Genomic DNA, 24183 nt, shown 5'->3' on the forward strand with positions numbered 1-24183 from the left:
TCTTCAGAAGCTGTCGAAGGCGTTGCGCTGCCAGTCGATGGCGCCGGCGTCGGCACCGAACGCGACGACGTCGAACCGGCAGGGCCTTCGCGCCAGCGCCGGATGCGCCGCGAGGAAAAGCCCGGCGGCGCGGACCAGTTTCGCACGCTTGGCGGCGCCGACCGATTCCAGGCCGCTGCCGGACGCCGCGTGCCGGCGGTAGCGGACCTCGACGAAGACGACGGTCTCGCCCTCGCTCATGACCAGGTCCAGCTCGCCCTGCCGGTAGGTGGCGTTGCGGGCGATCAGCCGCAGACCGGCCTGCTGCAGGTGCGCCAGCGCCAGCGCCTCGTAGCGGGCGCCGGCCAGGCGCATGTTCATTGCAGCGCGGGAGCCGCCGGTACCGGGCTGAGGACGCCCTGGGCGGGTCGGGCGATGCCGTTCTCGAAGCGCATCCAGCCGAGCCGGCGGTGGATGCGGCCGAAGCTGTCCGCGGTGAGCTGGCCGGTGGCGCCGTCGATGTACTGGTCCGAATGCTGCAGCATCCAGCCCAGGTACGGCAGCAGCGCGTAGGCGTCCATGCCGAACGCGAACAGGCGCGCGCCGACGCCGTTGGCGCTGGCGATCTGGTTGGAGATGTTGCCGCGGTCCGGGCGCCCCGGCACCGGGGTGGACAGCCACGGCGCATCGCAGAACTCGACCTGGTTGAGGTCGCGGTCGAAGCCGGAGTTCGGGTCGCCGGCGTAGATGTGCGAGGTGCCGAACACCGGCGCGGAGATGCTGGCGATCGCCAGCTGCGGCACCAGCAGGCGGGCCTGCTGCGGCCGCATGCTGATGAAGATGCCGCCGTCCGCCCCGAGGCTCGCGGTCGCCTGGGTGATCGCGTTGCGGTAGTTGACCTCGTTGTCGAGCAGGCGTGCCTCGCCGGCGATGCGGCCGCCGCCGGCCTCGAACTGGGTGCGGAACGCCAGCGCCGCGCGCTCGGCCCAGTCGGTCTTGGCGGCGATCACGGCCGCACTCGCGATGCCGCGATCGAGCATGCGCTGCGCCGCCTGGGCGCCTTCGGCGTCGGGCAGCAGGCCGAACTCGGCATTGCCCGGCGGCGGCACTTCGCCGCTGTCGGGATGGTTGAGCGCCAGCACGCGCGCCGGCAGCGGCTGGCGGAACAGCTCGCCGACCGACTCGCGCTGCAGCGGTCCGACCACGTGGTCGGCACCGTCGGCCACCGCCTTCTGGTAGGCCGCCACCGCCGCCGCCGGCGTATCGCCCGCGTCGTAGACGCGGACCGTCGGCCGCTGCTCGGAGGCGTCGGCGAAGTACGCCGTGAAGAAGCCGTCGCGGATCGACTGCGCGACGCCCGCCAGCGGGCCGGACAGCGGCAGCAGCAGCGCGACCTGGCGCAGCGGGCGATACCCTTCCGCTTGCAGCTGGCCGCTGTCGTCCGGAGTCAGCGTTCCGACCGGACGGTTGGCCTGCGGCAGTTGCCGCGGCAGCATCGACCCCTTGCGGCGCAGGGCCTGCTCGATCCACGGCAGCAGCGGGTCATCCGCCTGCAGCGTCTCGGCACGGGCGATCAGCGCCGCCGGCTCCAGCGCCAGCAGGGTCTCGACGATCTCGCTGCGGTTGTGGTCGCGATCGGCCCCGGCCAGTTGCGGATCGATCGCCGCCCGCGTGCGCGCCGCGGCGAAGCGGTCGCCCGCCGTCGCCTGCGCGCGTGCGCGAAGCTCGAGCTGCCGCAGGCGCAGGGCCGGCGCGAGCGCTTCTCCCTCGGCCCGGTCGAGCAGGTCCAGCGCATGGGTCGCGTCGCCGCGGCCGAGCGCGATCTCGGCATCGAGCAGGTCCAGCCGCTGCGGCTCGTCGCCCTGCAGGCGGCGGCGCCGGATGTCGGCGATCGCCTGCGCGGCCGCATCCAGGCGGCCGGCGTCGCGCAGCACCTCGGCCGCGCGCAGGCGATAGTGCGCGGCGGCATCGGCGCGGCTCTGGCTGGCCAGGTTGAGGAACAGGTTGGCCGATTCGTCCAGCTGGCCGTCCCGGTAGAGCTGTTCGGCACGGTCGGCCAGGCCTGCATCGGCCGGGCGGCCGACCGGCAGGGTCGAACAGGCGCCGGCCAGCAGGGCCAGGACCACGGTCAGGACCACGGCAGGGCGGAAACGGCGTTCGGAAGACATGGGCACCGCAGGCGGCCGGCTGGGAACGCGATGATAACAGGCGCCCCGGAGCGCGGCCGGAACGGCGCTCCGGGGCGGCAGCCTACAATGCCGGTTCCCAATGGATTCGCATGAGGCGCGCATGTCCGGTTCTCCCGGCCAGCTCTGGGTCGTGGCCACCCCGATCGGCAATCTCGACGACCTGACGCTGCGCGCCGCCGAGGTGCTGCGCCGCGTCACGGTCATCGCCGCCGAGGACACGCGGCACAGCGCACCGCTGCTGGCGCGCGTCGGCAGTGCCGCCGCGACCGTCGCGCTGCACGAGTACAACGAGCGCGAGCAGTGCGAGCGGCTGGTCGAGCGCATGCGCCAGGGCGAGGACGTGGCGCTGATCAGCGATGCCGGCACGCCGCTGGTCAGCGATCCGGGCTTCCGGCTGGTGCGCGCCGCGCGTGCGGCGGGCCTGGTGGTCTCGCCGGTCCCGGGCGCCTGCGCGGCGATCGCGGCGCTGTCGGTGGCCGGACTGCCGAGCGACCGCTTCGTCTTCGAGGGTTTCCTGCCGGCCAAGCCGGCGGGCCGCCGCGAGCGCCTGCAGCTGCTCGCGGCCGAAACGCGCACCTTGATCTTCTACGAATCGAGCCACCGCATCGCCGAATCGCTGGCCGACATGGCCGCCGTGTTCGGGCCCGCGCGCGAAGGCGTGCTCGCGCGCGAGCTGACCAAGCGCTTCGAGACGATCCTGGCCGAGCCGCTCGGCGCGCTCGCCGAGCGCGTCGCCACGGACGCCGACCAGCGTCGCGGCGAGTTCGTGGTGCTGGTCGGCGGCGCCCACGGTGAGGACGCCGATCGCGTGCTGGCCGAAGGGCGGCGTGTATTCGCCACGCTGACCTCCGAGCTGCCGCCCGCGCGTGCGGCCAAGCTCGCCGCGGCGATCACCGGTGCGCCGCGAAAAGCCCTGTACGACCACGCGAAAAACGTTCAGCCGGTCCCTCACGAATGACGGTTTCGTTGCAGCCCGGATGGGTACGTCAGGCGCTCTGCTTCAAATAGCCGTCCATAACTTCCCGGCATAACGCGGGTGGAATCGTCGACAAATCATCGATTTGGACGGCCAAAAAATTTCTGCGACGAAAATTTTCGTATCTTCGCGACCGCGTGTCCGGTTTTCGTGCGGGCCTGCGTTTATAGTCGTAGGTATCGGCACTCCCCCGTACGTGTCGATGCCTGAAAGCAATGGTGTATCCGGTCCCCCTAGTCCCGTATGCGCCTGCACCGCAAACGCCGCCCTGGATGGGCGGCGTTTGTTTTTTTGTGGTCGCCGCGCGGTCCGGCATCGCACGATGGGGCGGCAGGTGACCGCCCGGCGAGTGCGCGGATGCGCGCCTACCTTGCCCAGTCGCCGTGGTCCCGTGCGTCCGTCAGTGCCTCGCGCCAGTCGCGCCGGTAGAGACGCAATCGCAGCCGCCGGTCCGCATCCGCCACGATGATCGCGTTCTGTTCGTGGCGCACGGCCAGCGCGTCGACGAGTCCCAGCGGCACACCGGCCGCCAGCAGCGACGGTTCGCGCCAGCCGTCGCCATGGCCTGCCGCCGGCAGCACGCGCGCCCCGGCTTCGCGCAGCTCGGCCAGCAGGCCGCGCTGGCGCCTGCGGTTCTCGGCCGCGGGCAAGGGCTGCGAGTACGGATTGCAGGCGGTCAGCACGGCGCAGTCCGCACCGCACAGCCAGGCTTCCAGTGTGGGATGCGGCTTGGCGTCGAGCACCAGCGCGATCCGGCGGCCACCCGGCAGGCGTACGGCGTAGTGCGCGGCGCGGTACAGCGCCAGCAGCCGGCGTGCCGACGCGGCGACCGCGGCCGGCGCGTGCGCGTTCACACCGGCAGCGGCGGCAACCGCGTGCGGACCGCGGCGTCGACGGCGGCCAGGTCGATCTCGTCCAGCCGCTGCTTGCCGGCGGTGAAGCCGCGCAGCAGTTCGCTCTGCAGGCGGCCCCGCTCGAACGCGACCGCGTACGGCATCCGCGTGAACGTGACCATCGCGTAGCGCGGCATCCACAACGACGGATGGCGCTCGGCCAGCTGGCGGTCCAGCGCGCGCATCAGCAGGAAGTCCGCATCGTCCACGCGATCGCGCATCTCGACGTAGTTCTCCAGCGCCATCGCCGCGATCGCGTCGGCATTGGGCTTGCGCCGGCGCGCGAACTCCGCGAACACCGCCTCGCACGCGGTGGGCCGCTCGGCGAGCAGGTCGGCCAGCTCCACCGCATCCTCGAAGCCGCAGTTCATGCCCTGGCCGTGGAACGGCACGATCGCATGCGCCGCATCGCCGACCAGCAGCGCCTGGCCACCGTGATGCCAGCGATCGAGGTAGAGCGTGGACAGCACGCCGATCGGGTTGGCGGCGAAATCCGCCTCCAGGTCCGGGATCAGGGCCAGTGCGTCGTGGAACTCGCGCGCGAAGAACGCGCGCGCCGCTGCCGGAGCGGGAATCGTCGCGAAGCTCGGGTCGCCCTCGTTGGCCAGGAACAGCGTCACCGTGAAGCTGCCTTCGGCATTGGGCAGCGCGATGCACATGTAACTGCCGCGCGGCCAGATGTGCAGCGCATTGGGTTCGATCGCGAAGCGCTCGCCGCGTGCCTGCGCCGCGGCCTGTTCCGATGACAACGCGCTGGCGGGAAGCGCCGGAAGCGGCGGGATTTCCAGTTCCTTGTAGCCGTGGCCGAGCGGCTCGATCCGCTCGCCGAGCGGCGCCACCGCATTCATCGCCGCGCGCAGGGCCGAGCCGGCGCCGTCCGCGCCGACCACCGAGGTGGCCACGTGCGTACGGGTGCTGCCGTCGGCCTCGTCGTGGAACGTCAGCGTCACCGCATCGCCGAAGTGCGCCGCCTCCAGCCGCTGGTCGAAGTGCATGCGCGCCCCCGCCGCTTCCGCCGCATCGATCAGCGCGATGTTGAGGCGGCCGCGGCTGATCGACCAGATCACTTCCGAATCGTCGCGGCCGTAGCGCAGCAGTTCAGTGCGCCCGTCCGGGTGGTGCACCATGCGCCCGCGCATCATGACCGCCAGTTCCATCACCCGCTCGGTCAGGCCAGCCAGGCGCAGCCCATGCAGGCCGCGCTCGGCCAGCGCCAGGTTGATCGATCGCCCGCCCGCGTAGCCGACCCGCCGCGGATCGGGCCGGCGCTCGAACACCTCCACCGCGAAGCCGCGCTGCGCGAGCAGGGTGGCCAGGAGCGCGCCGACCAGGCCGGCGCCGACGAGTGTGATGGCGGGACGATTCATGCGGGCCTGTGCGGCAGTGGCGGGGACGCCGATTCTGCCTGCTGGTGCCGCGTCGATCCATGCTTGACCGGTCGCGGTCGCCACAGCCTGTGCTGCCAGGGGCTGGGGCGTCAGGGCCGGCAGCGCGGCATGCAAGCCGCGGGTGCGAAGGCCCCGGCCGGGGTGTCGCGGGCGCTGTGTCCGGCAGCGGGGGGCGTGCCGGCGGCCGCGGCTAGGTCGGCCACGGCCCCGGGCGCACCAGCCACTCGATCGGCGCCGCCTTGCCGAGCAGGTTGCCTTGCACCCATTCCACGCCCAGCTCCTTCATGCAGCCGAACACCTCGGCGTTCTCGACATACTCGGCCACCGCCTCCGCACCGAATGCATGCGCGATCGTGACCGAGGCGCGCACCAGCTGGTAGTCGCTGTCGATGCGCAACGCGTTGCGCACGAACGAACCGTCGATCTTGAGCATGTCGAACGGGAGCTGCTTGAGGCGCTCGAAGCTCTGCATGCCGGTGCCGAAGTCGTCGATCGCCACGTGACAGCCGAGCATGCGCAGGTCGTTCAGGCAGCGACGGCTGACCTCCAGGTCCGAGATCGCCGCCGACTCGGTGATCTCGAAGCAGAACACGTCCGATGCCAGCGGGGGGTTGCGCATCAGCCCGAGCAGCTCGCGCACGAATCCCGGCGAGGTGATGCTCTGGGCCGTCAGGTTGATGCCGATGTGCTGCATGTGTCCCAGCTGCTGGCGGTTCGCGCGGATCCAGCGGAACAGCTCGCGGATCACCGCGCGGTCCAGCTCCACCAGCCGGCCGGCCGCCTCCAGCTCGTGCGTGAAGTGCGCCGGCGAGAGCAGCTCCCCTTCGGGCGTACGCAGCCGGCAGACCACCTCGCCAGCCGACACCGGGCCGCGCTGCGGATCGTCGATGCGACGCATCGGCTGGAAGTACAGCGCCACCTCGCCGGTGCGCAGCAGGGCCAGCGTGTTGGAGGCCTCGTCCAGTTTCTTGCGCTGCGCCGCCGCCACGTCCTGCATGCGCGCGGTATCGCCCTCCTTCAGCGGCATGACCTCGCGCAGGATGCGCGCCTGGAACGCCGCCTGCGACGCCGCGATGATCGCCGCGTCCAGTCCGGCCGCCTGGCTGTTGCGGATGCGCGCATGTCCCACGTACGGCACCACGCGGTAGTGGATGCCGTTCCACTCGAAATCGAAGCTCTCCAGCCGCTGCAGGACCTGCTGCCAGTCCGGATGGCGCTGGTCCTCGCTGCGGCGCATCAGCACGAACTGCGCACTGGTCACGTAGTACGGTGCCACGCGCTCGGCCAGCCGCGCCGCCACGGCCTGCATCAGCGCCGTGTGCGCATTCAGGCCAAGTCCGGCCAGCAGGCGGTCCGCGTTGTCGACCACCAGGTAGCCTAGTTCCTCGTCGGTGCCGTCGTCCGCGGCCACGCGCCGGCGCAGCGCCTTGAGGTTCGGCAGGCCGGTCAGGCTGTCGTAGCTCGCTTCCTCGATCAGGCGCTCGTGCATCAGCCGGCCGTCGCGGGTCGCCACGTGCAGGACCAGCAGCAGCACCTCCAGCACCAGCAGTTCCAGGCCCAGCAGCACCGGCTGCAGCAGGTTGGTCGCCTCGTCGGCACGCTCGGCCACCGCGTAGACCAGGATCAGCATCACGCCGGCCACGGCCGGCATCGACCAGCGTGCCGGCAGCCGCATCACGCACCAGGCCATCGCTGCCGCGGCCAGCAGCCGGTAGGAGAGCATCCACGCGCCGAGCGATTCGCCGAACGCCGTGCCCTGCCAGCGACCCAGGACGAAGCCGAGCCCGAGCAGCACCGCCGCCGGCAGCACCGCGTCCGCGCGCAGCCGCCGCTCGGCGCCGTCCTCGGTCAGCCAGAACGCCGCCGGCAGCGTCAGCACCAGGATGCCCAGGTGCGTGGCCACCGCCGCCTCGACGATGCGCTCGACCAGTGGCGGCGCCGGCTGGTCCAGGGCCAGCAGCGGTATCAGCACCGCCGCCGAGCCGGAGAGCACCGGCAGCAGCAGCAGGCAGACACCGACGAAGCGCAGGATGTCGCCGGTGCCCAGCGGCGCGGCGTTCGCGCGCGGCCAGCCCGCCAACCGGGCGCCACCCACCGCCAGCAGGAAATGCACGGCGTAGAGCGGTACGCCGATCAGCGCCCGCGCGCCGTAGACCGGCCAGACCTGCGCGATCCAGGTCAGCGCGGTCGCGCCCAGGCAGATCGCCAGCACGCGGCGGCCCGGGTCGAACATCGCGATCGTCAACAGCAGGCCCGCCTGCAGGTACAGCAGCGAGCTGGCCGGCACGCCGGCCATCGGCACCTGGAACAGCCGGAGCAGCACGCAGGCGGCCGCCAAGGCGGCGGCCAGGAGCAGGTTTCTGGACGTCACAGCTCTTAGGTCCCCCGCATGCGTTGCACCCGGACGGGACGGAGCGGTTCAGGCCCTCCTTCCCCTGGCGGCAACGATACCGCGAACGCGTGGCGTTTGCGCGTGCGGGCGGATAAGCGGTCCGGCCTCCGGTACGCGTCCGTCAGGCGCCAGAAGCCACTCCTGCGACAGGCTCTTCCAGTGCCGGACAACGAGCCGGCTCTCCGATTCGGCCGCTACTCACGGTTGCGCGGATTCTCTGGGGCATGCGCGTCTTGTCGCAGTCATTCAGGGCCATTCGGCTGTCCGTAAACAGGGAAACAGGGGTGTACATGTCGCGGTGGTCGAAGGCGTTGCAGTGGATTGTCATGGGTGTGCGATGGCGGCGATTCCCGCGCTCGCGCAGGAGCAGCCGCCGAGGCTGTTCACGCAAGTGCAGACACAGGAGCCGCCGGCCGAGCCGGGTCCCTGGTCGCAGACGTGGCATATCGAGATTGATCAGCAGGCGATCCAGCAGCCGGCTGAGGCAATTACGTTGAATCTTCCGGGACAGCGTGAAATCGTTGTCCACCGGGAGTTCTGGTCGCCGAGGCAGGGCTACATGATCCTGCTGGTCGGTGATGGCCCGGAGACGATCGAGCTGCCGGATCCGAACGTCGCTCCCGAAGATTTTTCGTGGCGCTGGTACGGGCGAACGGACGGCTACGTCGTTGCGTTGACCTTCGAGAAGGGCTATCTGGCCGGGCGCATCTGGGGGTCGGGCGGGAAGTACGCGTTGAATCCCCGCGAGGGCAAGCGGACAGAGCTGGGACTCGTCAATCCGGACTGGTGGCAGCTTCATCCGGAGCGGAACGAGCCGCCGCAGATGGCGGTGAATGACTCCCAAAGCGAACTGCCCCTGGAGCCGGCGACGAACGAGCACCCGGCCGGGCCTGGCAGCTGGGATCTCTCATGCCCGGGTCCTTTGCCTACGGCGGTCAGCAAGATTGATGTATTGGTGCTGTACACGTCGGCAGTTTTCATCGCGAACGGAAGCACGCTCGGCGGAGTCAGGGTGGTGGCGCAAAGGGAAATCGACGAGGCCAACCAGAGTCTCCGCAATAGCCTGGTTAACTCCGTCAGGTTCTACTTGAGTGGAATCCAAGCCGTTCCGGAGACCGCATCGCCGCCTTACGATCTTGCCTCCATTGCGGTTGGTCTGAATCGATTGGCCGGAACAATAGAGACGCCCGGTGTGTATCCCGGTTGGACCTATCCAGGCACCCCGGCGGTCAGGGCGCTGAGGGATACGTATGGTGCGGATATAGTCGCTCTTGCCCGAAAAGATGGGACTGAAGAACTTTCATGCGGAGTGGCTTTTGTTCAGCGGTACTACAACTACTCTCCGCCGATCGGGCCGGGGCCGGAGTTTGAAAGAAAGGCCTATATGGTATTCGACCCCGATTGTGCCGCCGATCGTCTGAATTTTGCTCATGAGCTGGGGCATTTGCTGGGCATGGAGCATGATCCCGCCAATATGGAGATGCCGAGCTCCGGATTTCCTTCCTGTCCGTGGTCATTCGGTCACCGCAACGCAAATCTGGCACAACCGCAATTTGCGTTCCGTACCGTCATGTCCTATTCGAGAAACACGGGCGCCGCTGGTCCGTTGTGTTCAAGTGATGCAGCGTGCCCTCTGATCGATGCTTATTCCAATCCTGGACTCTCGTGGGCTGGAAGCTTGTTCGAGACGGGGACCTTTCCGGGCGCAGTGCCGATAGGGCGCAATGTAGGAGAGCCGCCTTTTACCTATCCGCCATCGAAGGCCAATGATACTCTGGCGCGCATAGCGCCTATCGTCGAGGCTTTTCGCGCACGTCCTGACAGGATTTTTGCCAATGGATTTCAATAGAGCCCTATTGACTGGGGTGTTCCTGTTCGGGGCTGGCGAGGCCTCGGCAGCTCTCTTGCTTGGGGCTCCGGTTCTGGAAACGTACAGTCACTGGGGTGAGCCAGCGTTCGGCCCGTGCGGAGGTCCCGTTCTCTCTCGAACAGCCACCTATCTGACATTCTTGTGCGTGTCCGGAGACGTAGTGGCAGGAGATGAGAATGATCGTGCCGACAGCTTTCTGTTGAACAGGACGACTCGAGAAGTCGTGAGGGTCAGTGTCGATAGCGCTCAACAAGATTATCGATTCGATAGCGGATGGGGTATCCCCTCCGACGATGGCAGCATGGTGCTTTTCGGATCGAACGGACCGTTGGATCCGGTTCTGCCGTGGAAGTATTATGATTACGGGATAGGGAATGTTTTCCTGCGTGACATTCTCTCTGGCACTACTGTGCTGGTGGGCAAGGATTTTCTGGGTGCTTCAAGATTCAGTGGGACTGTGCTCAGTGCGGCTGGTTTCGAGTCGGACGAAGTGATGTTCGCCAGTACGGACAATCTCTTGGGGGAGACGGATGCAAATGGTCCTTTTGCCTACGATATCTATATAAGGAACTGGCGGACCGGACGTGTGGAGTTGATTTCCGGTGCGGATGGCAAGGTTCAAGGGGATTGCGGGTCCGGGACGGTAGGTGTGTTATCCAGGGACGGACGTTATGTGGTTTTTGATAGCTGCTCAAGTAATCTGACCGACGATAATCCACAGCAGGTCAGTAATCTGTTCATTCATGATCGTCTTACGGGAGAAAAGCGCCGCCTGACCCGGCCCTGGCATGGTGGCGAGTTCTCTTATCGTTGGGTCGCCTACGTGTTTGGAGTGGGGGCGCGTCGAATCATTGCCGATCGTTATGTGACGTTCTTTTCGAATGGAACAGAGTTCGTTGAGGGAATTGGATCAGATTCTTATAACTATAATTCTTATTTACTCGACATTCGCGATGGGAGTATCGAGCTGGTCAGCCGCGCCTGGGATGGATCGCCTGCGGCACGAGGCGGGACGAACATCGACATGAGTGCCGACGGTCGATACATCGCGTTTGCGTCGCTCTCGCCGGACATTCTGCCCAGTCCTGAAGCCACGCCCGCTATCTACGTGAAAGACCGCTGGACCGGAGAGGTCGTCAATGCGAGTGCCCCACTGGGCGCAATGCATCCGAGCATTGTTGCCAACCTGGATCTGTCCGACGACGGTTCAACACTGGCCTTTGCGTGGCGCTATCCGGAGACGGCACCGGCGCCTTATACCGGCCGCACGTTGGTCTATACCGTCTCGATCGGCAGCACGCCGACCGAGCCGCCTGCGCCCGAGCCGGTGCCATCGATGGGTGCCATCGCGCGTACCGGCGCCGCGATCGTCTTGCTGTTCGCCGGTTTGGGGTGGTTGAGATCGCGACGGTTCCGCGTGAGCTAGCAGGTTCGCCCGCCGATGCTGGCGAACACATCAATGGTGTCGCGCGGGCAGTGCACCGCGATCCACTGGGCTGTCACCGAAACAACAGCGGCGCCAGATGCGAGCGAGCGCGCCGACTGTGCCGGGAGCAAGAGTTTACGCTGTGCCGGCGCTGCCGCCGACATCCACCGGATGCGAATGTCAACCGCTGGTGTATCCGATCGCCGAACTGGCTGGTTGATGGACTTCATGCATGACGCCTCGAGTAACGGCTAGGCGTTTCGAATGTTCAATGTGATCGATGATTTTGCGCGCGAGGTGTTGGCCGTTTCAGTATCAGCGATGCACGTGTGGTACCCACGCATGGGCAACTGTGCGAATGGCGCGGCGAGCCCGGGCGATGATCCGAAACAAAAACCGCCCTGAGTTCCGAAGCGATACGATGCGGGCACGGGCAGCCGGTGTTGCGTGGCACTTTGCCGAGCCCGGCTGCCCGGCTCGGAACGCTTACGTCGGGCGATTCGACGGAACGTTTCGAGCCGGGGTGCTCGATGCGAACTGCTTTCAGGCACCGAATGATGCGCGGGCGCAAATGGCGCGATGGATGCTGAGCTATAACGAGCAGCGATCACACCAAGCCATCGGCAACCTGTCACTGATGGTCTTCAAGAGGCGATGGCAGGGACGTCAGTCTCTACTTCCCACTGGCAAGGCTTGGGGAGTATCGGCCGGATTGTCTTCTACATGCGGACAGTCCAAGGTGCATGACGGCTTGGCGCGGATAGCGCCGATCGTCGAGGCTTTCCGTGCGCGCCCTGATCTAATATTTGCCAATGGCTTTCAGTAGAGCTTGCTGCCTGTCCTTCGCTTTCCAGTTGGCGCTGGTGGGGCATGCGTGTGCTGCGCTGTCGATCGGCCCGCCCATGCTGGAAACGTATGGCTATGGGGGCGGTCCGGCTTTTGGTCCATGCGGATCACCAATGCTGTCGTCGCGGGCGGACTACATGACCTTCCTGTGTCTATCTGACGATGTCGTCACGGGAGACAGCAACGAGCGCTCCGATGTCTTCATTCTTGATCGTTCCACCAGGCAGGTTGCACGTATCAGCGTCGACAGCCTGAATCAGGAGCATCGGTTCAATAGTGGGCCTGGTTTCCCTTCAAGTGATGGGAGATACGTTCTCTTCAACTCCAATGGACGACTCGATCCAGTCCTGCCTTGGGATTACCACGACAACGGGATCGTCAATGTGTTTCTGCGTGACGTTGATGCGCAAACGACCATTCTAGTGGGCAGGGATGGCGCTGGAGAGCCGCATGTGCGCGGCACTTCTTTTGCCGCAACAATGTTTCAGCAGCGCAAGCTCCTATTCGCGAGCGCCGACAATCTTCTCGGCGGACCTGATATCAACGGCCCATTTGGATTCGATTTGTACCTGAGGGACTGGCAAAGCGGGGAGTTTGAGCTCGTATCGGGGACGCAGGATGGCATTCAAGGGAACTGCAGTTCCGGAATATTTGGCGTTGTCTCTGATGATGGCCGATATATAGTCTTCAGTAGTTGCGCAAGCAATCTGACGGAGGACAATCCAGGGCAGGTCAGCAACCTGTTCTTGCATGATCGGTCGACCGGAGCCAAGCGGCGGCTGACGCGACCTTGGCATGGTGGTGAGTTCACCTATCCCGGCCCCAGTTTTTCGGTCGATCTGGGTGCACGCAGTCTAGCTGCCGGGCGGTACGTGACGTTTTCGTCCTACGGTACCGAGTTTGTACAGGGCGTCGATCCTGATACTCCTTTCCCTAATGTGTATCTGCTCGATATCCATACAGGTACTATCGAACTGGTCAGCCGATCCTGGGATGATGCGCCTGCTCCGGAAGGCGGGCAGCGCATTGTCATGAGCGCAGATGGCCGCTATCTCGCGTTCACCTCTCGCTCGCCGACCATCTTGCCTGATCCCGGTGTGACGCCCGCCATATACGTCAAGGATCGTCGGACCGGCGAGATGGTCAATGTCAGTGCTTCTCTAGGCCCGATCCATCCAAGCCACGCCCCGGAGCTAGATCTCTCGGATGACGGCTCGACGCTGGCATTCAGTTGGCGACATGCCGATACCGCGGCGCCTCCCTATGCGGGGCGCGTCTTGATCTACACCGTCTCCATCAGCGGTACGCTGATCGAGCCGCCTGTTCCAGAGCCCGTGCCTTCACTGTCGTTCATGGTAAGGCTTGGGGCGGCGGTGTTATTGCTGCTGGCTGGCATTGGCTGGTTGAGCCAGCGCCGGAGGCGGATCCACTAGCGGAGCCCCGATTGGCTGACTGCGTGCCAGGTCCTCGCAGCCCGGGGGCGCGTCAGTTGCACACCGTCTATCGGGCGGTCGCACGCGCCAGAGGCGCCGCCACATCTTACGTACACGCATGGATGTAGATTCTCGGCCCATGGATGCCGCCGCCGTGCAGTGCCTCAGGCCGCAGACCGCCACGCCCTCACCGCCTCGACCAGCCGCAGGCAGTCGATGTGACGGTTGTACAGCGGCACCGGCGAGGCACGGATGACGTCCGGCTCGCGCCAGTCGACGACGATGCCGCGTGCCTCCAGGTACTCGAACAACGAGCGGCCGGCGTCGCGCGGGCCGCGCACGCGCAGCGAGAGCTGGCAGCCGCGGCGGGCGGGTTCGTCCGGGGTCAGGATGTCGAGCACGTCCGGTACCTCGCTGCGGATCAGCCAGACCAGGTAGCCGGTCAGCGCCTCGGACTTGGCGCGCAGCGCGGCCATGCCGGCCGTGCGGAACAAGGCCAGCGAGACGCGCAGCGGCGCCAGCGCCAGCACCGGCGGGTTGGACAGCTGCCAGCCGTCGGCGCCGGGGGTCGGCACGAAATCGGGCCCCATGCGGAAGCGGGTGGCGCGGTCGTGGCCCCACCAGCCGGCGAAGCGCGGGCGCGGCGTGTGCGCGTGGCGCTCGTGCACGAAGGCGCCGGCGACGGCGCCGGGGCCGGAGTTGAGGTACTTGTAGCTGCACCACACGGCGAAGTCGCAGTGCGTGTCGTGCAGCGCCAGCGGCAGGTTGCCGGCGGCGTGGGCGAGGTCGAAACCGACCACGCAGCCCTTGCGGTGCGCCGCCTCGGTGATCGCGCGCAGGTCCAGCACCTGCCCGGTCAGGTACTGCACGCCCGGCAGCAGCACCAGGGCGATGCGCGGGCCGTGGCGGTCGAGCGCGTCGAGGATCGCGTCCTGCGACAGCGTGCCGCCGCTCTCGTCGCCTTCCAGCTCGATGAGCGCGTCGGCGGGGTCGAAGCCGTGGAAGCGGACCTGCGACTCGACGGCGTAGCGGTCGGACGGAAAGGCGTTCTTCTCGATCAGGATCGCCGGCCGTTCGGCGGTGGGGCGATAGAAGCTGACCATCAGCAGGTGCAGGTTGGCCGTCAGCGAGTTCATCGCGACCACTTCCTGCGGCTGCGCGCCGACGACGGCGGCGAGGTCGTCACGGACGAAGCTGTGGTAGTCCATCCACGGCAGTGCGCCGCGGAAGTGGCCCTCCACGCCGTGCTCGGCCCAGGCGTCCAGCTCGGCCATCAGCGCGGGCCGCGTGGCGCGTGGCTGCAGGCCCAGCGAGTTGCCGCAGAAGTACGCCACTTCGTGCTCGCCGTGGCGCGGGATCAGGAACTCGTCGCGCAGGCGTGCCAGCGGGTCGGCCGCGTCCTGGCCGAGTGCCCAGTCTTCCTGCGAGGAGTGCTCGACGGCAGCGCTCATGCGCCGCCTCCGGTGGAGGCGACCACGCGCTGGCAGGCGGCGTCGAACTGCTGGTTCCAGGTGGCGGGCGTCGCCGCCAGCAGCGGGCGCTGGCAGCGGATGTGGACCCACACGCCGCGGTTCTCGCGGAAGCGGTCGTGCACGAGGTAGCGGGTGGGGCCGCGTTGCACGAAGTACTGGTGCACGTTCTCGCCGGCACCGGTCGGGTCGCGCTCGTAGCCGGTCTGCTGCTTGGACAGTTCGAACTCTTCCTGCACCAGGCCACCGAACGTGGCGGTGCCGCGCAGTGCCTGCGTCTTGACGGTGACGCTGGCCATGTCCTCGCTGCCTTCGGCCGTGGGGTCGGGCACGCGGAACACCACCAGTTGGGGGTTGCCCTCGGTCTTCTCCATGATCGCCGCCCAGTCCGGCGGCACCGTGAAGCGCACGCGGCCTTCGTTGAGATCGTAGCTGGTGCGGGCCTGGGCGCCGGCCAGGGCGGACGCACCCAGCAGGGCCAGCGCAACCGGAATGCGCAGAAGGTTCATTCGGAAGACTCCGGATCGTTCGCGAAGCGGTTCAGCGGCAGGTCCAGCCATTCCAGCGCGGTGCCGTGGAACAGCCGGGCCTGCCGGTCCAGCGGCAGGCCGAGCGCGGTGATGCCGCTGCCCGGCTCCTGCTCGCCGAGCGGGAAGGGATAGTCGGTGCCGAGCATGACGTGCTCGGCGCCGGCCACGTCGATCAGGTAGCGCAGGGCCGCGGGGTCGTGCACGCACGAGTCGAAGTACAGGCGCTCGAAGTAGTCGCGCGGGTTGCGCGCGTTGTCGGTGGCGACCAGGTCCGGACGCATGCGGAAGCCGTGCTCGATGCGGCCGATCGTGTACGGGAAGGCGCCGCCGCCGTGCGCCAGGCACACGCGCAGCTTCGGCAGGCGCTCGAGCACGCCGCCGAAGATCAGGCAGCAGGCCGCGCGCGATTGCTCGGCCGGCATGCCGACCAGCCACGGCAGCCAGTACTTGGGCATCGTCTCGCGGCCCATCATGTCCCAGGGGTGGACCAGCAGCGCCGCGCCGAGGTCCGCCGCGGCCTCGAAGAACGGGAACAGCTCCGGAGCGTCGAGGTTCCAGTTCTCGATGTGCGAGCCGAGCTGCACGCCGGACAGGCCCAGCTGCTCGATGCAGCGCTCCATTTCCTGGATCGCCAGCGTCGGCGACTGCAGCGGCACGGTGCCGATGCCGGCGTAGTTGCGCGGGTAGCGGCGGCAGATCTCGGCAGTGTGGTCGTTGAGGAAGCGATGCAGTTCCAGCGCCTGGCTGGGCTTGGCCCAGTAAGAAAACAGCACCGGCACGGTGGAGACCACCTGCACGTCCACGCCGAAGCGCGCGTAGTCGGCGATGCGCACCTCCGGGTCGAAGGCGCTGGCCCAGACCTCGCGGAAGAACTTGCCGTCCTTGTAGATGCGGTGGTGACCGTCGCTGCGCACCATGACCGGGAAGCGGTCGTCGCCGTACTTCTCGGCGAGGTTGGGCCAGGTGTCGGGCAGGATGTGCGCGTGGGTGTCGATTTTCAGCATGGGGCGGAGTTTACCTTTCCCGGCGGGGCGGTACTGCGGTCGTCGGCGCTTGTTCTGCGCCGGCAGGCCCATCTCCTTCGGAGGCGTCGCTACCTCCGCGGTTTTCGGGGAGGCATCTTCGGGGTCGCGTCCGCCTGTCGGCGGCCGAGTCACTTTCTCTTGCGTGTCCACTGCGCCGCAGGAGCGGCGCGAACGGCGAAGCCGGCCCGGAGGGCGGAGCGCAGGGATGCGCGCAGTCAGAGAAAGCAGTCAAAGAGAGAGGCACCCCGGAGGCGCGCCCTCCGGACTCCTGTCCTGCGGGTGCGCGAGCCGGCGCCGGGGTTCGTCGACAGCACCTCCTGTGCCGACGACGAACGTGCGGACCTCCCTGCCCGCGCCTTGGGGCTGATCCGGCACCGGCCCACCGCGCCTCAGGGGCCCCATCGGGCGCGCATCCTACGTGCGGAGGCGGAGGCAATGGCGCATCGGCGCAGCACCTGGAGCGGCTGGGGAGGTATCGCTTTGTGATGCGGCTGAGGTGCGATAACCGACGACCTGAAATGGCGAGTCAGCTGGCGGCCGGGCGCAGCAGATACGCCAGCGTATCGACGCTGTCGGCGATGCGGTCGCAGGTGTCGGCCACGGCGATCATCGCGGTTCGCGTCGCCTCGTCGCCGGCGGCGCCCGGGTCCAGCTCGACGGCCAGCAGGCGCTCCTCGCCGCGCAGGGACGGCAGCGTCAGCGGCGTATTGCGGCGCAGCGCGTCGGCGATCGCCGCCAGCGCCTGGTCGGCACGGCCGGCAAAGGCCAGCACGTGGTCGCGCTGGGGCAGGTCGGGCGCGTCCTGCAGCACGGCCTCCAGCGACATGCAGGCGCGCACCAGGCGGTTGGCATTGGCCAGCAGGGCTTCGGCCAGCACCAGCTCGCGCCGGTCGCGCTGCGGCTCGCCGCGCAGGCGGTCGATCGAGGCCTGGGCGTTGGTGCGCGCGGCGCGGGCGGCGGTGCGCGTCTCGATCATCGCCGCGTCGCGTTCGGTCAGCAGCGCGGTCGCGTAGGCGCGGTAGGCGTCGATCATCGCCGCCAGGGCGGTGCGCACGCGCAGTCGCTCCCAGGTGGGCCACAGGGCATAGGCGGCCAGCGCCAGCGCACAGCCGAGCACGGTGGCGATGCCGCGCGGCACGATCGTGTCGGCCGGCGACAGGCCGTCGAACGACAGCAGGATGACCAGCAGGCCGGTCAGCAGCGCGACGCCGAGCCCGTAGTGCATCGTCGTCAGCAGCCGGAAGCCGAAGCAGAACACCGCCAGCAGCACGAGCCGCGCGGCCATGTCGTCCATCGCCAGGTGCGCGATCGCGGTGGTCAGCAGCAGGCCCGCCAGCGTGCCGGCCACGCGCAGCACGCCGAAGCTGAAGGTGCTGGCGAAGTCGGGCTTGAGCACGATCGCCGCCGTCATCGGGATCCAGAAGCCGTGCGGGATCGCCAGCAGCCGCTCGAACGCGACCGCGATCGCCAGGCACACGCCGCAGCGCAGCGCGTGGCGGCAGGCCACCGAGGCGAGGTTGAGGTTGGCACGCAGCGTCGCCAGCGTGCCACGCGGCTGCAGGGCGGCCGGCAGGCGGGCCTCCATCTGCTCGGCGCGGATCTCGCCGCGGCTGCCGGCGAACTCGCTGTTGCGCACCACCGAGCGCAACTGGCCGGCCAGCCCCTGGCCGCGCGCGACCGCGATGCGCAGCAGGTAGCCGTCCACCGCGTTGGTGCGGGTGTCGGCCAGGGCGGCCACCAGCGGATCCAGCGTCGCCACCGCGGCCGCCGCGGCGGTCGGCGACTCGGCGTGCTCGAGCGCGTAGGCCAGGCCGTCCAGCACCCAGGCGGCATGTTCCAGCACGCCGCCCAGGCGCTCGCGTGCCTGCGGCTCGGCCAGGCGTTCGTGGATCTCGCACAGCGCCAGCAGCTCCAGGCGGATGCGCTCGCAGATCTCGGCGATCACGCGGAAGGCCTGCACAGCCACGCCGCGCGCGCGGTGCTGGCCGTGCAGCAGCAGGACGGCATCCTGCACCGCCTGCGTGGTCGGCGGCGCCTGGTCCGGTCCCGGATGCTGGCGTGCGGTGGCCGCCAGCTGGCGGAACACCGTCGCCAGCGCGAAGCGCTCGGGGCGGTAGCGTTGCAGCGGCCATGCCGCGATCGCCGTGGCGGTCTGCAGCAGGCCGCCTGCGAAGATCAGGGCCGCGGCGACGGCTGCCTCCTCCGGCGGCCGGTGCATGTCGGACGTGACGATCAGCAGGATCATGCTGGTCAGGCCGGTGCGCGCCTGTTCCGGCCCCAGCGCCACCAGCAGGCCGCCGCCGAAGCCCCACAGCAGCGCGGCCATCGCCAGCAGCGTGGTGTCGGCGCCCAGCGTGATGCCGGCGAACGCCGACAGGCCCGCCGCGAGTGCGGTCAGCAGCATGCGCTGCATGCGCAGCCGGTACGGCCCCGGCTGGTCCGAGAACATCGTGTTGAGCGCACCGGTGGCCATCGCCACGCCGGCGGCGGTATGGCCGGTGGCCGCCGCGATCGCCAGCGGCGCCACCACGGCCAGGGTGTTGCGCAGCGCCACCCGGTAGGGCACGTCGCGCGGCTTGAGTTGGAGCAGGGGCCGCAGCATCAGGCCGGCATCATCCCAGAGCGGCGCGCGCGCCGGTACCGCTGCGGGCCGCGTTCATGCGCCGGCCTTCGGTTTGCCCGCCGCAGGCCCCGAATCCGCCGCCCAGGAGCGTCGCCGGCCGCTGCCGCCAAGGGCCAGCGTTCGCGCAGTGGCCGGCGGGAGACGCGGCGGGCCGGGTGTGTCCGCTGGACGAGGAACGTGCGCGGTGCGAGTACGGGCCGTGCCGGAGTCACCCGTGCATCGCGTGCCGTCGGTTGCGGCTGTGCCTAGGTTTCCGCCACGTAGCGCGCCGGCGCCGGATTGAGGTGGCCGCAGGCGCCGCAGGTGCGATGCTCGTGCGAGCGGTAGAAGCGCTCGAACACCGCGCCGAAGTCGCGCTCGATGTCCACCAGGTGGAAGTACTCCTCGTAGATCTTGTGGTTGCAGCGCTCGCAGAACCACAGGAGCCCGTCGTCCTCGTGCGCCAGCCGCTTGCGCTCGATCACCAGGCCCACCGAGTCGGGCAGGCGCTGCGGCGAATGCGGGATGCGCGGCGGCAGGTGGAACACCTCGCCGGCGCGGATCGGGATGTCGCGCACCGCGCCGTCCTCCTGGATCTTCAGCACCATCTCGCCCTCGAGCTGGAAGAAGAACTCCGGGCCTTCCTCCCAGTGGTAGTCGGTGCGCGCGTTGGGCCCGCCGACGATCATCACGATGAAGTCGCCGTCGTAGATGCACTTGTTGCCGACCGGCGGCTTGAGCAGGTGCCGGTGCTCGTCGATCCAGCGCTGGAGATTGATGGGCGGGGCAAGCATCGGTGGTCGCCTGTCGGTGTGCGAGGCGCGTAGGGTACGCCAGCGCGGTCACGCGCGCCGCAGCGCGGCGACGCACTTGAGCTCGATCGCGATCGGCGTCGGCAGGGCGGTGATGCCGAGCGTGGTGCGGCACGGGGCGGTGTCCACGTCCGGGAAGTGCTCGGCCCAGATGCGGTTGTAGACGGAAAAATCGCGTGCCATGTCGGTCAGGAACACGGTCACGTCCACCAGGTCTTCCCAGCGTGCGCCGCTCGCTTCCAGCACTGCCCGCACGTTGGCGAACACCTGGCGCGTCTGCGCGTCGATGTCGTAGGCGGCCAGTGTTCCGTCCGGGCCGGTGAGGTTGCCGGGAATCTGGCCGCTGCCCGGCAGGCGCGGACCCACGCCGGACAGGAACAGCAGGTCGCCCACGCGGCGGGCATGCGGGTAGGCGCCTACCGGCGCGGGTGCGCGCTCGGTGCGGATGGTGTCGAGGCTCATGCGGTCAGGATCCTTTGGCGGCGGTTGCCGTGCGCACCTCCGCGGTACGCCGGCCGAGGACGCGATTGTCGGCCGAACGCGCGCTGATGCGGTAGCGGTCCGGCCGCAGGTACAGCTCCGCGGTCGGCTCCGCGTCGGCCGAGGTGCGCACGCGGTCGCGATTGTTGCGGGCGTCGTTGGCGGGATCGAACACGACGCGGTCCGCCGGGATCGCCTCGTCCGGCTCGTTCGCGTAGCGCGCCTCCACCAGGCAGGGATACTGGTTGTCGCACAGCGCGCTGGTGACCGGGTACGGCAGGCGCTCGCCGTCCAGCGCCAGCCAGGTCGGCCGGCCGCGCCGCCAGACTTCCTGCGGGAAGAACACGCTGACGTCGTAGGCCTCTGCCCGCAGCGACCAGGCCGCGCCGGCCGCGTTGCGGAACACCACCGGCCGGTCCGTGTGCGTCGGTCCGATCACCGCCGCGTAGACCGGGTGGTCGTCCCGGGCCACGGCATGCGGCGTCATGAAGGTCTGCTCGATCGTCAGCGGATCGATGCCGGACAACTGCGCGAAATGCTGCGCCATCGCCTTGCCGTCGAAGTAGCGCCCGGCCTCCTGGATGTGGGCGTAGCCGGCGTTGACCACCAGGCGCGCATGCGGGTTCTTGTCCAGTACGCGGCGGATCAGGTTGCGCGCCTGCTCGCGCTCGCGCGCATCGGCGATCGCGTCGGACTCGGCCTCGTAGGCCACCACCGTATAGCCCAGCTTCAGCGCCGTGCGCACCATTTCCGCATAGACCGGCTCCTCGGTGTAGAAGCCGCTGGCGGACGTCGGGTAGCCGCGCTCGCCGAGCTTCTTGTCGGTGGAGTAGAGCGTTTCGGCGGCGAAATGATCGAAGCCGAGTGCGCGCAGCCGTGCCAGCATCTGCACCGTCAGCGTGCGCGTCAGCGCGTTGGAGTGGTTCTCGTTGAAGAACACCGCCTGGCGGTCCCGGGCCAGTTCCGTGATCGCCTCAACCGCCGGCGTCGCCGCGTAGCCGCCGTCCAGTGGCGAGGGGCTGTCGCCCTTCTGCGCCGTCTGCGCGATCGTGAAGGTGGTGCGCGCATCGGCGTAGTCGCCCACCCAGGTCTGGAACCAGCTCAGGTACTGGTTGAAGATCAGGCGGAACGGCACCGCCGTGCTGCCGGTGTACGCGTCGCGCATGTAGAGGTACTGCGCCAGCAGGCCCGGCCGGCGCTGTGCCTCGGCCATGATGCGTTCGGAGCGTTCCACCGCCGCGCGCTGCTGCGGGATGGCCGCTCCAGTGGGCTGCGGCGGTGCCTGGGCGGCTTGCGTGGCGATGAGGGCAGCGGCGAGCGTGGCGAGAGCGGACATGACGGGCTCCTGGCGATCGGCTGGGCGGCACGGCCCGGTGTCGATTATCGGCCTGTTCCGTCCCGGCAGGGAGCGAACCGTGTGCGGCGATCGAGCACCGTGCGGACGGCGGCGAAAACCTGCGCCGCGCGCACCGGTCCGGCGAGCCCGCAAGGACCGGGGCTGCCGGCAACGGCGGCCCCGGCTGTTCTCCACCGCCCGGCCTAGGGATCGACCAGATTGCGTGCCCGTACGGACGTCACCGTCACTTCGCTGGTGGCGAGGTTGGTGACCGTCACGGTGACGTTGATCATCGAGCCGCTGACGGTGCTGCTGGCGATCGGCAGCACGCATTGGACCTCGTCGTCGATGCAGCCGGCGTGGTCCCAGTCCAGCGTGTAGGCCACGCCCGCGGCCAGGTTGAACACCTCGAACACGGCCGTGGTCGTGCCCACGCTGTAGTGGCTGTCCGAACAGACCGGCCGCGTGAACTGATCCAGCGCGGGCGTTTCCACATAGCACGCGACTTCGGGCGGCAGCGCCTGTGCCGACCCGGTCCAGCCCAGGAAGGCCGCTGCTGCCGCGAGCGGGAAGCTGACTCTCTTCATCGGTGTCTCCTTACGTGATGGCGCCCCCTGCGGGTCAGAGCGTAGGGCCGTGCCGGCCATGCGGGCGTGACCGGCTTCACGCGGGCGAGCGGCGGTGGGCCGGCTGCAACATCGTGTGCCGCCCCCGCGACACCATCGGCCCGACGTGCGGACGTCGCCGGCGAAGATCGAAGATCGATGGGGCGATGACCGGGGTGGCGGCGTGCCGCCGCCACCGTCCGCACCGGCGCGTGGCGCTCTCGGGGACCAACCGCACCGCGGCATGGATCGGCCGCTCGGGCGAGCATTGAGCCGCGTCTGGATGCCGTCGATGATGGCGCGGCCGCAAGCGGGCCGTTTCACCGGCGGTGGCGGCTTCGTTGGGCCGGACACGCGCCCCTTTCCTGGGTGGATGGGGGCACGTCGATGGCGGGCGTCCCTGCAAGAGCGCCCGTTCCACCGCCGGGCAGCCGTCCCGACCCTCAGCGGGGCGGCTGCTTTTTCCGCCGAGGATCGAACGGTCCGATGCGCCGTTGCGAGGCCGTGCGCCGACCGGTCGTGGGCCTCAGGCGGCCAGCGTGGCGTTGTCGATCACGAAGCGGTACTTGACATCGCTCCGGACCATGCGGTCATAGGCCTCGTCGATCTTCTGCACCGCAATCAGCTCGATGTCGGCGACGATGCCGTGCTCGGCGCAGAAATCGAGCATCTCCTGCGTTTCGGCGATGCCGCCGATCAGCGAGCCGGCGATCGCGCGGCGCTTGAAGATCAGTGGCGCCACGGCCGGCGACGGGTGCGGATGCTCCGGCACGCCCACCAGCACCAGGGTGCCGTCGCGCTTGAGCAGGGTCGAGAACGCATCCAGCGAGTGGCTGGCCGCCACCGTGTCCAGGATCAGGTCGAAGCGGCCGGCCTGCGCACGCATGGCGTCGGTATCGCGCGAGATCACCACCTCGTGTGCACCCAGCGCGAGCGCATCCTGCCGCTTGGCCTCGGACGTGGTGAACGCCACCACCTGTGCGCCCATCGCCCGCGCGATCTTGACGCCCATGTGGCCCAGGCCGCCGATGCCGACGATGCCCACCGTCTTGCCCGGGCCCACCTGCCAGTGACGCAGCGGCGAATAGGTGGTGATGCCCGCGCACAGCAGCGGCGCCACCGCGGCCAGCTGGTCGTGCGGGTGGCGGATCGTCAGCACGAAGCCTTCGTCCACCACGATGCGCTGTGCGTAGCCGCCCAGCGTGTGGCCCGGTGCGTCGGCCGTCGGGCCGTTGTAGGTACCGACGAAGCCGTTCTCGCAGTACTGCTCCAGCCCCTCCGCGCAGGACGCACACTGCTGGCAGCTGCCGACCAGGCAGCCCACGCCCACCGTGTCGCCCACGGCGAAGCGCGACACTTCGGCGCCCACCGCGGTCACGCGGCCGACGATCTCGTGGCCGGGCACGCACGGGTACAGCGTGCCGCCCCACTCCGAGCGCACGGTGTGCAGGTCCGAATGGCACACGCCGCAGTAGGCGATGTCGACCTGTACGTCACGCGGACCGGGGGCACGGCGTTCGATGCTGAGGGGTTCGAGCGGTTTGTCGGCGGCATGCGCGCCGTAGGCCTTGACGTTCATGGCGGAGCGGTTTCCGTAGGGTGGGGGAGTGTGTGCATTGTCGCGGCGACCTGCGCGGTCAGTCCGGTATGGCGCGCGGCAGGGCGCCGCAGGCGCGTGGACGGAGCCGCAGGGCAGGGCGCGAAACGCGCGAGGCAGTATCGCCGTCGCGGGGCCGGGAGCGCCAGCCATATCCTGCTCCAGGCTTGCCCGATCCTGCCAGGCAGCTCTCCGGCGGGCGCGCCGTGCGCGCGATCGGCGCTGCCGCCGGTGCAGGGATCGGCCGGAAGGCTCGCCCGCCGTGTCCCGGCCGTTCCCATCCGGCTGCTCCGGGGGGCGGTACAGTACGCCGCAGGCGCCACGATCGCCGGTGC

21 protein-coding genes are annotated in these 24183 nt (G+C 68.8%); 6 read left to right on the plus strand and 15 right to left on the minus strand.

Annotation, left to right across the window (positions count from 1 at the left end):
- Positions 1-3: 3 nt before the first annotated feature.
- On the minus strand, positions 4-354 hold the full coding sequence (locus I596_RS03005) for a YraN family protein (protein ID WP_067651359.1): 351 nt from the start codon (positions 352-354) through the stop codon (positions 4-6).
- Positions 355-356: 2 nt separating this feature from the next.
- Positions 357-2147 carry a penicillin-binding protein activator gene (locus tag I596_RS03010; protein ID WP_067643992.1) on the minus strand — a complete coding sequence of 597 codons (1791 nt, stop codon included), beginning with the start codon at positions 2145-2147 and terminating at the stop codon, positions 357-359.
- Positions 2148-2268: 121 nt separating this feature from the next.
- Here I596_RS03010 and rsmI point away from each other — a divergent pair, with 121 nt between their 5' ends.
- Positions 2269-3126, plus strand: coding sequence for a 16S rRNA (cytidine(1402)-2'-O)-methyltransferase (rsmI, locus tag I596_RS03015; protein WP_067651361.1), 858 nt, complete (start codon positions 2269-2271; stop codon positions 3124-3126).
- Between the two features lie 383 nt (positions 3127-3509).
- Here rsmI and I596_RS03020 read toward each other — a convergent pair whose 3' ends face one another.
- The 3 genes from I596_RS03020 to I596_RS03030 form a co-directional block, all read right to left on the minus strand.
- Complete coding sequence (locus I596_RS03020) at positions 3510-3998, minus strand: DUF3293 domain-containing protein (RefSeq protein ID WP_067643995.1); 489 nt, start codon at positions 3996-3998, stop codon at positions 3510-3512.
- On the minus strand, positions 3995-5404 hold the full coding sequence (locus I596_RS03025) for an FAD-dependent oxidoreductase (RefSeq protein WP_067643998.1): 1410 nt from the start codon (positions 5402-5404) through the stop codon (positions 3995-3997). Before I596_RS03025 ends, I596_RS03020 begins: the two co-directional genes overlap by 4 nt.
- A gap of 211 nt (positions 5405-5615) precedes the next feature.
- A complete protein-coding gene (locus I596_RS03030) occupies positions 5616-7796 on the minus strand; it encodes an EAL domain-containing protein (protein WP_067644001.1) in 2181 nt (726 codons plus the stop codon).
- A gap of 358 nt (positions 7797-8154) precedes the next feature.
- Here I596_RS03030 and I596_RS17960 point away from each other — a divergent pair, with 358 nt between their 5' ends.
- Positions 8155-9666 (plus strand): M12 family metallo-peptidase, encoded by a 1512-nt coding sequence (locus tag I596_RS17960; protein WP_083965330.1) that lies wholly within the window; start codon positions 8155-8157, stop codon positions 9664-9666.
- 181 nt (positions 9667-9847) lie between these two features.
- Positions 9848-11113 (plus strand): TolB-like translocation protein, encoded by a 1266-nt coding sequence (locus tag I596_RS18365; RefSeq protein WP_150131982.1) that lies wholly within the window; start codon positions 9848-9850, stop codon positions 11111-11113.
- Here the strand turns inward: I596_RS18365 and I596_RS18370 are convergent.
- Positions 11110-11343, minus strand: coding sequence for a hypothetical protein (locus I596_RS18370; RefSeq protein ID WP_150131983.1), 234 nt, complete (start codon positions 11341-11343; stop codon positions 11110-11112). The genes I596_RS18365 and I596_RS18370 overlap by 4 nt on opposite strands.
- 34 nt (positions 11344-11377) lie before the next feature.
- Between I596_RS18370 and I596_RS18675 the strand changes: the two genes are divergently transcribed.
- From I596_RS18675 to I596_RS18375, 3 genes are all read left to right on the plus strand, one after another.
- Positions 11378-11518: a hypothetical protein gene (locus I596_RS18675; RefSeq protein WP_190279036.1), complete on the plus strand. Its 141-nt coding sequence runs from the start codon at positions 11378-11380 to the stop codon at positions 11516-11518.
- Positions 11519-11534: 16 nt separating this feature from the next.
- Positions 11535-11939: an integrase core domain-containing protein gene (locus I596_RS19275; RefSeq protein WP_223303947.1), complete on the plus strand. Its 405-nt coding sequence runs from the start codon at positions 11535-11537 to the stop codon at positions 11937-11939.
- Between the two features lie 76 nt (positions 11940-12015).
- Complete coding sequence (locus tag I596_RS18375) at positions 12016-13392, plus strand: TolB family protein (protein WP_190278973.1); 1377 nt, start codon at positions 12016-12018, stop codon at positions 13390-13392.
- 164 nt (positions 13393-13556) lie between these two features.
- Here I596_RS18375 and kynU read toward each other — a convergent pair whose 3' ends face one another.
- The 9 genes from kynU to I596_RS03080 all read right to left on the minus strand — a co-directional run bounded on the left by kynU (position 13557) and on the right by I596_RS03080 (position 23830).
- Positions 13557-14843 (minus strand): kynureninase, encoded by a 1287-nt coding sequence (kynU, locus tag I596_RS03040; protein WP_067644007.1) that lies wholly within the window; start codon positions 14841-14843, stop codon positions 13557-13559.
- Positions 14840-15370: a hypothetical protein gene (locus I596_RS03045; RefSeq protein WP_067644010.1), complete on the minus strand. Its 531-nt coding sequence runs from the start codon at positions 15368-15370 to the stop codon at positions 14840-14842. Before I596_RS03045 ends, kynU begins: the two co-directional genes overlap by 4 nt.
- A complete protein-coding gene (locus I596_RS03050; protein WP_067644013.1) occupies positions 15367-16395 on the minus strand; it encodes an amidohydrolase family protein in 1029 nt (342 codons plus the stop codon). Before I596_RS03050 ends, I596_RS03045 begins: the two co-directional genes overlap by 4 nt.
- 547 nt (positions 16396-16942) lie before the next feature.
- The gene (locus I596_RS03055) at positions 16943-19018 is read right to left on the minus strand and encodes an FUSC family protein (protein WP_067644016.1); all 2076 of its coding nucleotides are present in this window, start codon (positions 19016-19018) and stop codon (positions 16943-16945) included.
- Positions 19019-19284: 266 nt separating this feature from the next.
- Positions 19285-19812: a 3-hydroxyanthranilate 3,4-dioxygenase gene (locus I596_RS03060; protein WP_067644019.1), complete on the minus strand. Its 528-nt coding sequence runs from the start codon at positions 19810-19812 to the stop codon at positions 19285-19287.
- Between the two features lie 48 nt (positions 19813-19860).
- Positions 19861-20292, minus strand: a complete 432-nt coding sequence (locus tag I596_RS03065; protein ID WP_067644022.1) for a RidA family protein — start codon at positions 20290-20292, stop codon at positions 19861-19863.
- Positions 20293-20296: 4 nt separating this feature from the next.
- On the minus strand, positions 20297-21646 hold the full coding sequence (locus tag I596_RS03070) for a hypothetical protein (protein WP_067644025.1): 1350 nt from the start codon (positions 21644-21646) through the stop codon (positions 20297-20299).
- Positions 21647-21849: 203 nt separating this feature from the next.
- On the minus strand, positions 21850-22233 hold the full coding sequence (locus I596_RS03075) for a hypothetical protein (RefSeq protein ID WP_067644028.1): 384 nt from the start codon (positions 22231-22233) through the stop codon (positions 21850-21852).
- A gap of 544 nt (positions 22234-22777) precedes the next feature.
- Positions 22778-23830 carry an NAD(P)-dependent alcohol dehydrogenase gene (locus tag I596_RS03080; RefSeq protein ID WP_067644032.1) on the minus strand — a complete coding sequence of 351 codons (1053 nt, stop codon included), beginning with the start codon at positions 23828-23830 and terminating at the stop codon, positions 22778-22780.
- Between the last annotated feature and the right edge of the window lie 353 nt (positions 23831-24183).

The organism is Dokdonella koreensis DS-123, from assembly GCF_001632775.1.
Lineage (GTDB): Bacteria > Pseudomonadota > Gammaproteobacteria > Xanthomonadales > Rhodanobacteraceae > Dokdonella > Dokdonella koreensis.